Raw genomic sequence first — 11273 nt, forward strand, 5'->3', positions numbered from 1 at the left:
CTCCTTCAATTGGTGTCGACAACTGAGTACCCGTGTCACGCGCCGTTACACATCGGCCACAGGTCCACACTGGACGGTCACGCAAAGTGCTGGACCAATCGCGATCTGCACATCACGAAATCACCCACAGTGGTCAAATCGGCTGTGATCCAAGTCATAGCCGCTGCATACTGCTCGGTATGTCAGGGGCCCTAGGAGGCGCTGGTGCTCGAGGCGAACAACCTTGAGGTTGTCTACGACGACGTGATGCTGGTGCTCCGAGGCGTGAGCCTCAAGGTGCCCCAGGGCAAGGTCGTCGCCCTGCTCGGAGCCAACGGAGCTGGGAAAACAACCCTGATGAGGGCCTTCAGCGGGCTCCTCGACGTGCACGACGGCAAGGTCACCAAGGGGTCGATCACGCTCGACGGTGAACCGATTCACCGCCTCTCACCGGCGAAGATCGCCGACAGGGGCATCAAACAGGCGCTGGAGGGCCGCAGGATCCTCGCCGAGCTCACCGTCGAGGAGAACCTCAAGGTCGGCGGGCACGCCCGCCCCAAGAGCCTCAAGAGCAACCTCGAACGATGCTACGAGCTCTTCCCGCGGCTAGAAGAACGGCGAAGACAGAGTGCCGGCTACCTGTCCGGCGGCGAGCAGCAGATGCTCTCGATCGGCCGGGCCCTCATGTCCGAACCCTCCTACCTGCTGCTCGACGAGCCGAGCCTCGGCCTCGCGCCGCTGCTCGTGCAGCAGATCCGCGACCTCGTCGTGAAGATCAACGAACAGGGCACCACGGTCCTGCTGGTCGAGCAGAACGCCAGCATGGCGTTGTCCATCGCCGACCACGGGTATGTGCTGGAGACCGGCAAGGTCGTCATGGACAAGCCGGCCGAGGCGCTGCTCGCCGACGACGACATCCGCGAGTTCTACCTCGGCCTCGGCACCTCCTCGTTCCGTGCGGTCAAGCACTACAAGCGCAGGAAGAGGTGGCTGTCGTGAGCGTCCTCGAAGTCACCGGCATCAGGCTCGCGTTCGACGGCGTGGTGGCCGTCGACGGGGTGTCGTTCAGCGTCGAGGAAGGCGAGCTCTTCGCGATCATCGGACCGAACGGCGCCGGCAAGACCTCCATCTTCAACGTCCTGAGCGGCGTCTACCGGCCGCAGCAGGGCACTGTGCGGTTCCTCGACCAGGACCTCGTCGGCATGCGCCCGCACCGGATCGCGGCGGGCGGCATGGCCCGCACGTTCCAGAACATCGAGCTGTTCTCGCATCTCACCGTCGTCGACAACCTGATGCTCGGCCGCCACAACCACATGAGGTACGGCGCTCTGTCGGCGTTCTTCTGGCTCGGCAAAGCACGAAACGAGGAGCTGAAGAACCGGGCCGCGGTCGAGGACGTGATCGACTTCCTGGAACTGGAGCAGTGGCGCCGGTTCCCGGTCGGCCTGCTGCCCTACGGCGTGCAGAAGCGCGTCGAACTGGGCAGGGCGCTCGCGATGGAGCCGAAGCTGCTGCTGCTCGACGAGCCGGTCGCGGGCATGAACGTCGAGGAGACCGAGGACATGGCCCGGTACATCCTCGACGTCCGCGAGGAGCTCAACATCCCGATGATCATGGTGGAGCACGACATGGGCCTCGTCATGGACCTCGCCGACCGCGTGATGGTCATGGACTTCGGCCGCCCGATCCGCACCGGCACCCCCGCCGAAGTGCAGCAGGACCCCGACGTCATCCGCGCGTACCTCGGCGAGCAACACCGGAGCGTGACGCCATGACCACGACAGTCGTCACGAGGGTGAAGCACCGGGCGGCCACCACGCCAAACCAGATCGCGTTGCGCGCCAAGGACTTCGGCATCTGGCAGGAGGTCGACTGGGCGGGCTACTGGGCGAACGTCGAACTGGTGGGCCACGCGTTGCTCGCGCTCGGCGTGCAACCCGGCGACCGCGTGGCCATCCACTCGGAGAACCGGCGCGAGTGGCTCTACGCCGACCTCGGCATCGTCGCGGCACGCGGCATCACGGTCGGCCTGTACCCGACGAACCCGGCGTCCGAGGTCGCCTACCTGCTGTCGCACTCCGGCGCGCGGATCCTCATCGCCGAGGACCAGGAACAGGTCGACAAGGCGTTGCTGGTGCTGGAGGACACGCCCGACCTGGAACGGATCGTCTACCTCGAACCACGCGGCATCAAAGGACGCTACGACAACCCGAAGCTGCTGTGGTGGGACGACTTCCTGGCGCTCGGCGCGGCACACCGGGACGAGTTCGGCGGCGAGCTGGCCGAACGGATGGCGCAGACCGAGCCGGACGACGTGATGACGTTGATCTACACGTCGGGCACCACCGGGCCGCCCAAGGGCGCGATGCTCACCGTGGCGAACGTCGAGTTCGCCGTCCACGTGCTGGTGGAGGGCGGCGGTTTCACTTCGCCGCCGCCGTCCTCCGCCGATGTCACGCTGTCGTACCTGCCGTTGTGTCACGTGGCCGAACGCATCTTCACCACGTGGTTCAGCGCTGCTTCCGGCGTTCAGGTGCACTTCGCCGAGTCGATCGAGACGGTGCAGGCGAACCTGCGGGAGGTGCAGCCGACGATCCTGTTCGGCGTGCCGCGCATCTGGGAGAAGGTGCTGGCGGGCGTCACGATCGGCGTGTCGTCGGCGTCCTGGCTCAAACGCTCGGTCACCCGGTTCTGGCTCAGGCGCGCGGAGAGCATCGGCTCGACCTTGGTGCGGACCGGCGGCAAGCACACCTCCCAAAGCCGGTTGATCTACGGCTTGGGGTGGCTGTTCTGCTTCCGCGCGCTGAAGGCCCGGATCGGCATGCGGTACGTGCGGTACGCCGCGTCCGGTGCCGCCCCCATCGCGCCGGACGTGCTGAAGTTCTTCATGGGCATCGGGGTGCCGATGCACGAGGTCTACGGCATGACCGAGAACACCGCCGTGGCCACGGGAAACCGGCCGGGACGGGTCAAGGTCGGCACGGTCGGCGAACCGCAGCCCGGGATCGAGCTGCGGATCGACGAGGAGACCGGTGAGATCCTCACGAAGCACGGTGGGACGTTCGCCGGCTACTGGCGCGATCCCGAAGCCACCAGCCGGGTGGTCGAGGACGGCTGGCTGCACACCGGTGACGTCGGCGAGTGGGTCGACGACACGCACGTGAAGATCACCGACCGGATGAAGGACATCATCATCACCGCGGGCGGCAAGAACATCGCGCCGTCGGAGCTCGAGAACGCGCTGAAGACCTCCCCGTACATCAAGGAAGCCGTGGTGATCGGCGACCAGCGGGCGTACCTGGTGGCGTTGATCGGCATCGAGTACGAGACCGTCGGGCACTGGGCGCAGCAGCGCAAACTCCCTTACACCACTTACCGGGACCTGTCGGAGAAGCCGGAGGTCCTGGAGCTGGTGCAGAAGATCGTGACCGAGGTGAACTCCAGGTTCGCCGGTGTCGAGCAGATCAAGAAGTTCCGGATGTTCCCCAAGGAGCTCGACCACGAGGACGGCGAGCTGACCGCGACCCAGAAGGTGAAGAGATCCGCGCTGGGCAAGATGTTCGACGACCTCGTGGAGAGCATGTATGGATGAGTTTCTCCAGTCGTTGATCCGGGGTCTCGGCACCGGGTCCATCTACTCGCTGCTCGCGCTCGGCTTCGTGATCATCTACAAGTCGACGCAGGTGATCAGCTTCGCGCAGCCGGCGTTCATGCTGGCGGGCGCGGTGCTGGTCTCGTACCTCTCGCCCGCCGTCTCGTTCCTCGGGGCGGTGCTCGTGGCCGCCGTGGTGATCGCGGTGCTGGCGTTGGGCGTGGAACGCACGGTGCTGCGGCCGATGGTCGGCAAACCGGTGTTCGTGGTCGCGATCATCACGATCGGCGTCGACGTCGTGGTCAGGGTCGTGACGAACGCGTTCATCGGCCTGGACGTGCGGCAGGTCGGCGATCCGTGGGGCTTGAACACGGTGTCGTTCCTGGGCGCCGAGGTGCAGCAGCGGTACCTGGTGATGATCGGGACGACCGCGGTCGTGACGGTCGCGCTGTTCGCGTTCTTCCGGTACTCGCGGATCGGGCTCGCCATGCGCGCGGTCGCCTACGACCAGGAAGTCGCGCTGGCGCAGGGGATCTCGGTCGGCTCGGTGTTCGCGCTGTCGTGGGCGCTGGCGGGAGGGCTCGCGGCGTTGGCCGGAGTGTTCGTGGCGACCGGGGCCGGTGTCGACCAGCAGCTGTGGATCGTGGCGCTGAAGGCGTTGCCCGCGATCATCCTGGGCGGCCTGGAGTCGTTGGGCGGCGCGGTCGTCGGCGGGCTCGCGGTCGGGGTGGTCGAGTCGCTCTTCGGCACCTACCAGAGTGATTTCGCGCCGTGGCTCGGGCCGAACTTCGGGCTGGTCGCGCCGTACGCGTTGATGCTGCTCGTGTTGCTGGTCAGACCGTACGGGTTGTTCGGCAAGAGGGAGGTGGAGCGGCTGTGAAGGGTCGTCCTGAGCTGTACACCTCTTACGGGCAGGACATGGCGTTCCTGAACACGCGTCCCAAACGCGCGTGGTCTGGTGGGCTGGTCGTCGTCGCCCTGCTGATGCCGTTCCTCATCACGGACGACCTGTTGCAGCTGCTCGCGACCGGGTTCGTGGCGGCGATCGGCGCGATCGGGCTGAACATCGTCACGGGGTTCGCGGGCCAGGTTTCCCTGGGACACGCGTTCTTCCTCGCGATCGGTGCGTACACGGGTGCGGCGCTGAGCGGTTCCGAGACCGGCCGGGTGATCGGGTTCGGCATCACGTCGCTGCCGATCTGGCTGCTGGCCTCGGGGTTGGTGGCCGCGTTGTTCGGCGTCCTGGTGGCGCCGGTGGCGGTGCGGTTGCGGGGTCTCTACCTCGCGATCGTGACGCTGGGGCTGGTCTTCCTGGGAGAGCACGTGTTCCGGGAGTGGACGTCGCTGACCGGCGGGCCCGGTGTCGGGCGGCCCGCGGCGATCCCGGAACTCTTCGGGGTGCGGCTGGACCGGGACAACGCGATGTTCACGGCGGCACAGCAGTTGTATCTCGTGATGTTCGTGCTGCTGGTGATTTTCGGTGTGCTGGCGCGGAACCTGGTGCGTTCGCGGGTGGGACGGGCGTTCGCCGCGGTGCGGGACCGCGACCTGGCCGCGTCGGTGATCGGCGTGGACCTGACGAAGTACAAGGTCCTGGCCTTCGCGGTGTCCTCCTTCTACGCGGGCGTCGCGGGCGCGTTGCTGTTCGTGATGAACGGGTTCTTCGATCCCGGCTCGTTCAGCCTTCTGTTGTCAGTGCAGTACATCGCGATGGTGCTCATCGGCGGCGCGGGCACCATCTCCGGCGCGATCATGGGCGCGCTCTTCATCACGTTGCTGCCACGCATCACCAGGGAACTGCCCGCGGTGCTGCCGTTCATCAGTGGTGACGCGACCGGCGGGATCACGGTCTTCCAGGTGGAGGCCGTGCTCTACGGCGTGCTCATCATCGTGTTCCTCATCGTCGAGCCACGCGGGTTGTTCGGCATCTGGGTCCGCGTCCGCAACTACTGGCGCACCTGGCCGTTCTCGTACTGAGGAGAGAGATCACCATGTCCGGTAAGAGATTGGCTGATCGCAAAAAAACAACACTGTACGTCGGGGCGTTGGTCCTTGTACTTGCGTCGTGCCGGGGTGGGGACGGCGCCGCGCCGCAGGAGGGCGCGGGTGGCATCAAGATCGACGCCGGGGTGACCAAGGAGGCGTGCCCCAACGCCGTCGACAAGTCCAAGGGCTGCATCTACCTGGGCACCATCTCGGACCTCACCGAGGGCCCGTTCAAGACGCTGGCCGTGCCGATCACCGACTCGCAGAAGGCGTTCTGGAAGCGCGTCAACGACAAGGGCGGCATTGGCGGCTACGAGATCGACGTCACCAAGTACGTCAAGGACAACAAGTACAACCCGCAGATCCACAACCAGGTCTACCAGGAGATCAAGGGCAACATCCTGGCCATCACCCAGACGCTGGGTTCTCCCACGACGGCCGCGATCCTGCCGGACCTCGAGAGCACCCAGATGGTGTCGGTGCCCGCGTCCTGGACCTCGTTGTGGGGCTTCGAGGAGGTCGTGCTGGAGTCCGGCGCGAACTACTGCGTCGAGTCGATGAACACCGTCGACTACGCCGTCGAGAAGCTCGGCGTGAAGTCCGTGATGGCGGTGCACCTCGCCGGTGACTACGGCGACGACGCCGCGGCCGGCGCGAAGATCGCCGCCGAGAAGCGCGGGCTGACGTTCGACAACGTGACCACGCAGACCGGCCAGGACAACCAGGGCGGCGCCATCGACGCCGTGGTGTCGAAGAAGCCCGACCTGGTCGTGCTGACGACCGGCCCGACCGACGCGGCCGTGATCATCGGACAGGCCGCGGCCCGCGGGTACAAGGGCAAGTTCATCGGCACCTCGCCGACCTGGAACCCCGGTCTGCTGAAGTCGCCGGCCGCGCCCGCGATCAAGGCGCTGTACCTGCAGTCGGCGCCGTGGAAGGCGTGGGGCACCGAGTCCGTCGGCCACACCGCGATGCGTGCCGCGCTACCCGGCGTGACGCCGAACGACGGTTACACCGCCGGTTGGGTGTGGGCGTACCCGCTGAAGGCCGCGCTGGAGAAGGCGGCGGCGAACAAGGACCTGACGCGTGCCGGGGTCCTGAACGCGGTGCGTCAACTCACCTCGGTGGACTACGAGGGCATGCTTCCTTCAAATGCGGGAAATTTCTCCGCTTCCGCGCAGGACGCCTTGTTCCGTCAGACGCTCATCTACCGGCCTGACGACGCCGCGCCGACCGGAGTGACGCTGGTAGAGGACTTCTTCACCGGATCGACAGCGAAGGATTTCAAGTTCGAGAAGCCCTGTTACCAATGAACCGAACGGGTGACATCCACCGTTGACGGACTGCGTTTTTCGCTAGTCTCGCTGGTGAGATGTTGCTAGGAGGTTGCAGCGGTGTTGACGTGCGTTGAAGTTCGCCGATCCGCAGGAGGCCTCCGGTTGTTCGTCCGTCCCCCGGCCGCGCTGCGCTGGAACGCGCGGCTGGGGTACGAACGGGTGTCGGAGCTGTTGACCGCGATTCGTCAGGCGGAGTCGTGCACGGTCCGGGACGTCGCCCAGCAGGATGTGACACTGCGGTACGTGCCTGACCAACGCACCGGAGAGGCGGTCTTGGCCTGCGCCACCGGGTCCGTCGTGCTGGATGCGGACGAGGTGATGTTGCTGCACGACACGCTGCGCGCGCACATGCCGGACCGGATGCGGCCGCTGCCCGTATAAACGCCATGTGACGGTTGAACAGACGAGCCAGGCATACGGGAAGCGGGCCGACGAGTACATCGACGTCGTCGGCACCATGGCGGACACCTCGCCGATCGACCGCGACCGGATCGGCGCGTGGGCCCGGGATCACTCGGCCGGGCAGATCCTGGACGTCGGGTGCGGGCCGGGCCAGTGGACGAACTGGTTGCACCAGCAGGGGATCGACGTGATCGGCGTCGACCCGACACCCGAGTTCCTCGATCGGGCTCGGCGGGACTACCCGGACGCCCGGTTCGTGGCGGGCCGTGCCGAAGCGCTCGACTTCGCGGGCCTGTCCGGCATCCTCGCCTGGTTTTCGTTGATCCACACGCCTCCGCACGAGGTGCCGGCGATCCTGGCGCGGTTCGCCGGGTGCCTCGAACCCGGCGGCGGGCTGTTACTGGGGTTCTTCGAGGGGCCGGAGCTCGTGCCGTTCGACCACAAGATCATCACGGCCTACTACTGGCCAGTCGACGAGCTCAGCCGCGTGGTCTCGGAGGCCGGTTTCACCGTCACCGGACGTTTTGCGCGCGGTGAGCCCCCGCAGCGGCGGCAGGGCGTGATCACCGCGATCCGCTGCCCATAGGGGCAGCCAACGGTGTCCTCGGGGACGTCGGTGCGCTGATGGTTCCCGGTGCGGCGGCGCGCGATCGTGGACGGTGTGATCCACGAGGTTGACGAGGCTCTGCGCCGCCTGGTCCGGGACGAGGCGTTGCGCGGTTCCGATCTGGACGTCGCGTTCGACGCGCCGACCAAGGACTGGGCCGCGCGGCGCAACGCGCCCACGGTCAACATCTACCTCTACGACATCCGCGAGGACATCAGACGCCGCCAGCGCGGGCTGCTCAACGAGTACGACGCGCAGGGACAGGTCGCGGCCCGGCATCTGCCGCCGCGGCACATGAAGCTGTCCTACCTGGTGACGGCGTGGACACAACGGCCGGAGGACGAGCACCGGCTGCTCTCGGACCTGCTCATGGGGTTCCTGCGCTACGACGCCGTGCCTCCCGGGCTGCTGAGCGGGTCGCTTGCGGAGTTGGCGCTGCCCGTGCCGATGACCGTCGCGTTGCCGCCGCCCGAAGATCGCGCGTTCGCGGACGTGTGGAGCGCGCTGGGCGGCGAGCTGAAGCCGTCGCTGGACGTCGTGGTGTCGGCGCCGGTGTCGTCCGGGCGCAAGTTCGCCGCCGGGCCGCCCGCGCGGGAGGGCGTGCAGCTGCAGACCGGCAACGATCGGGTGCGGCACAGCGTCTCCGACGACGGTGTGTCGATGCGCAAGGTGGCGCAATGATCTTCGAGCGCATGGCCGGGCTGGAGCGGCGGATCCGGATGGCGGTGGCGGCGCGGCGGTCGACGGATCCGAACCCGGACGACCCGTTCCGCGGGCTGTACCTGTCGGACGAGGTCATCGAAGCGTTGCTGGACAGCGGAAGGGAGCCGTTCGCGCCGTTCACGGAGACGGTGGCGGACGGCCGGCTGGGGCGGCTCGCGCGCGTCGCGCAACTGTCCGAAGTGGACGTGGAGCTGCTCCTGGTCGCGCTGGCCCCGGACGTCGACAGCAGGTTCGAGCAGTTCTACGGCTACCTGAACGACGACGTGACGCGGCGCCGGGCGACGATCGGCCTGGCGCTGCGGCTGTGCGGGCTCGCGGAGGCTTCCTCTCCTGGCCGTGCGCGACTCGACCACGGCAGCCCGCTCGTCCGCTGCGGACTGATCACCGTGGAGGACCAGGAAAGGCCGCTGCTCAGCCGGTCGCTGCGGGTGCCGGACCGGGTCGGCGCGCACCTGCTCGGCGACGATCGCCCGGACCCGTTGCTCGCCGATTTCGTGACGTTGCCGGGAGATCCGGTGCCGATGCCGGGCGCGGACCGGCTCGCGCGCGGTGTCGAGCGCGGTGTGCGGCTGATCTACCTGCGCGAACATCCCGGCGGCGGCGCGGCGGAACTGGCCGCGGCGGCACTGGCCCAGGCCGGCTTCCCGGCGTTGCTGGTGGACGCGGCGCGCCTGACGGATCCGCTCGCGGTGACGCGGGAGGCGTTGCTGCGCGGCGCGGGGATCATCGTCGGCCCGGTGGACGCCCAGTTCACGCTGGATCCGTTGCTGCACGACGAGATCCCGGTGGTCGCGTACGGTTCCGGGGCGTGGGAGCCGCGCTGGACGCGGATGCCACCGCTGCAGCACGACGCGGTGCAGGTGCCGTTCGACGTGCGGGTGGCGTTGTGGCGCACCGAACTCGACGGCAAGCTGTCCGACGGCATCGACCCGGCCGAGGTGACCGCGCACTTCGTGCTGGGCCCCACCCAGATCAGCAGGGCGGCGAGCGCGGCCTCGGTCTCGGCGCTGGCGGACGACGGCCTCGTCGACGTCACGCACCTGCGGGCGGGCGCGCGCAGCCAGAACGCGGGCGGCTTGCAACGCCTGGCCCGCCGCATCGAACCCGCGGTGTCGTGGCCGGACCTGGTGCTGCCCGTGCCGATCACCGCGCTGCTGCGCGAGCTGGCGGCCAGGGCGAGACACCGCGACCGCGTGATCGACGAGTGGCGCATGCGGCCCGGCGGCGGCAGAGGCCGTGGCGTGACAGCGTTGTTCGCGGGCGACTCCGGCACCGGCAAGACGATGTCGGCAGAGGTGATCGCGGCATCACTCGGCCTCGACCTCTACACGGTCAACCTCGCGACGGTCGTCGACAAGTACGTCGGCGAGACCGAGAAGAACCTGGAACGGATCTTCGTGGAGGCGGCCGGCGTGAACGGCGTCCTGCTGTTCGACGAGGCCGACGCGATCTTCGGCAAGCGCTCCGAGGTCCGTGACGCCCACGACCGGTACGCGAACATCGAGAGCGCCTACCTGTTGCAGCGCATGGAGTCGTTCGACGGCATCGCGGTGCTCGCGACGAACCTGCGCGCGAACCTCGACGACGCTTTCACCCGCCGCATCGACGTGATCGTGGACTTCCCGCTGCCCGACGCGGACCTGCGCCGCGGCCTGTGGGACCGCTGCCTCGGCGGCGCGGTGCCCCGATCGTCCGATGTGGACCTGGAGTTCCTGGCGGCGTCGTTCGAACTGGCCGGCGGCCACATCCGCTCGGCAGCGGTGACCGCGGCCTACCTGGCCGCCGCGGCCGGCCACGTCGTCGGCATGGTCGAGCTGATCGGCGCCGTGGCGCGCGAGTACCGCAAGCTGGGGCGCCTGGTGGGAGAACGCGAGTTCGGCCGGTACTTCGAACTGGCCACCGAACGTCTGGTGGGTTAGGACCTTTGTAGGGAGCGGAGATGCGGGGACACGAACACGAGCAGGAAACTTCCTTCCGCCCCAAGGGCGACCGGATGCCACACGAGGAAACCGACCTGCTGGGCCGCGCGGCCGTGGCAGGCCGCCCCGACGTGCTGGGACCGACGGGCATGCTCGGCCTGCAACGGGCCGTGGGCAACGCGGGCGTCGGCGCCGTCGTGGAGGAGGAACGCTCACCCGTGCACGACGTCGTCTCGTCCGGCGGCTCGCCTCTGTCGGCGGACGTGCGCGAAGACATGGAAGGCCGCTTCGGCCAGGACTTCTCCGACGTCCGCGTGCACACCGGCGCCGCGGCACACGACTCGGCGAAGTCGGTGAACGCGCAGGCTTACACCGTCGGGTCGAACATCGTGTTCCAGCGCGACAAGTACGACCCCTCCTCGGACACCGGCAAGCACATGCTGGCGCACGAGCTGACGCACGTGGTGCAGCAGCGGTCCGGGCCGGTGGACGGGACCGATGCCGGAGGTGGGGTCAAGGTCAGCGATCCTTCGGACCGGTTCGAGCGGGAGGCCGTGTCGAACGCCGACCGGATCATGTCTGCTCCTGCCGCTCCCGTGCAGCGGTGTGCGGACCACGGTGGTCATGGTGAGGCGGCTGTTCAGCGTGAGGAAGCTCCTGCTGAGGAAGAGGAGACCGCGCAGACGTTCGTGCAGCGGGCGGAGGAAGAGGAAGAAGCCGCCGAGTAG

General features: G+C 67.9%; 11 protein-coding genes. All 11 read left to right on the forward strand.

All coding sequences use genetic code 11. The annotated features are described in order from the left end of the window. Positions 1-201: 201 nt before the first annotated feature. Positions 202-978, forward strand: coding sequence for an ABC transporter ATP-binding protein (locus tag G7043_RS33385; protein ID WP_449279976.1), 777 nt, complete (start codon positions 202-204; stop codon positions 976-978). Further along, on the forward strand, positions 975-1754 hold the full coding sequence (locus G7043_RS33390; protein ID WP_166052607.1) for an ABC transporter ATP-binding protein: 780 nt from the start codon (positions 975-977) through the stop codon (positions 1752-1754). Before G7043_RS33385 ends, G7043_RS33390 begins: the two co-directional genes overlap by 4 nt. Continuing rightward, the gene (locus G7043_RS33395; protein WP_166052609.1) at positions 1751-3571 is read left to right on the forward strand and encodes an AMP-dependent synthetase/ligase; all 1821 of its coding nucleotides are present in this window, start codon (positions 1751-1753) and stop codon (positions 3569-3571) included. The genes G7043_RS33390 and G7043_RS33395 overlap by 4 nt, the downstream gene beginning before the upstream one ends. Next, a complete protein-coding gene (locus G7043_RS33400; protein WP_166052611.1) occupies positions 3564-4451 on the forward strand; it encodes a branched-chain amino acid ABC transporter permease in 888 nt (295 codons plus the stop codon). The genes G7043_RS33395 and G7043_RS33400 overlap by 8 nt, the downstream gene beginning before the upstream one ends. Then, positions 4448-5548, forward strand: a complete 1101-nt coding sequence (locus tag G7043_RS33405) for a branched-chain amino acid ABC transporter permease (protein ID WP_166052613.1) — start codon at positions 4448-4450, stop codon at positions 5546-5548. The genes G7043_RS33400 and G7043_RS33405 overlap by 4 nt, the downstream gene beginning before the upstream one ends. A gap of 68 nt (positions 5549-5616) precedes the next feature. After that, positions 5617-6870: an ABC transporter substrate-binding protein gene (locus G7043_RS33410; protein WP_207312077.1), complete on the forward strand. Its 1254-nt coding sequence runs from the start codon at positions 5617-5619 to the stop codon at positions 6868-6870. A 126-nt stretch (positions 6871-6996) separates the two neighbouring features. After that, a complete protein-coding gene (locus G7043_RS33415) occupies positions 6997-7275 on the forward strand; it encodes a hypothetical protein (RefSeq protein ID WP_166052617.1) in 279 nt (92 codons plus the stop codon). A 7-nt stretch (positions 7276-7282) separates the two neighbouring features. Next, positions 7283-7882: a class I SAM-dependent methyltransferase gene (locus G7043_RS33420; RefSeq protein WP_166052620.1), complete on the forward strand. Its 600-nt coding sequence runs from the start codon at positions 7283-7285 to the stop codon at positions 7880-7882. 75 nt (positions 7883-7957) lie between these two features. After that, positions 7958-8584: a DUF4255 domain-containing protein gene (locus tag G7043_RS33425; RefSeq protein ID WP_166052622.1), complete on the forward strand. Its 627-nt coding sequence runs from the start codon at positions 7958-7960 to the stop codon at positions 8582-8584. Then, positions 8581-10545 carry an ATP-binding protein gene (locus G7043_RS33430; RefSeq protein ID WP_166052624.1) on the forward strand — a complete coding sequence of 655 codons (1965 nt, stop codon included), beginning with the start codon at positions 8581-8583 and terminating at the stop codon, positions 10543-10545. The genes G7043_RS33425 and G7043_RS33430 overlap by 4 nt, the downstream gene beginning before the upstream one ends. Before the next feature lie 20 nt (positions 10546-10565). Beyond that, a complete protein-coding gene (locus tag G7043_RS33435) occupies positions 10566-11273 on the forward strand; it encodes an eCIS core domain-containing protein (protein ID WP_166052626.1) in 708 nt (235 codons plus the stop codon).

The sequence above is a fragment of the Lentzea alba genome (assembly GCF_011067745.1).
Taxonomy (GTDB): domain Bacteria; phylum Actinomycetota; class Actinomycetes; order Mycobacteriales; family Pseudonocardiaceae; genus Lentzea; species Lentzea alba.

Coding starts and splice junctions, on each gene's coding strand:
- G7043_RS33435 (WP_166052626.1), top strand. CDS start 10,566: ATGCGGGGACACGAACACGAGCAGGAAACTTCCTTCCGCCCCAAGGGC.
- G7043_RS33430 (WP_166052624.1), top strand. CDS start 8,581: ATGATCTTCGAGCGCATGGCCGGGCTGGAGCGGCGGATCCGGATGGCG.
- G7043_RS33400 (WP_166052611.1), top strand. CDS start 3,564: ATGGATGAGTTTCTCCAGTCGTTGATCCGGGGTCTCGGCACCGGGTCC.
- G7043_RS33395 (WP_166052609.1), top strand. CDS start 1,751: ATGACCACGACAGTCGTCACGAGGGTGAAGCACCGGGCGGCCACCACG.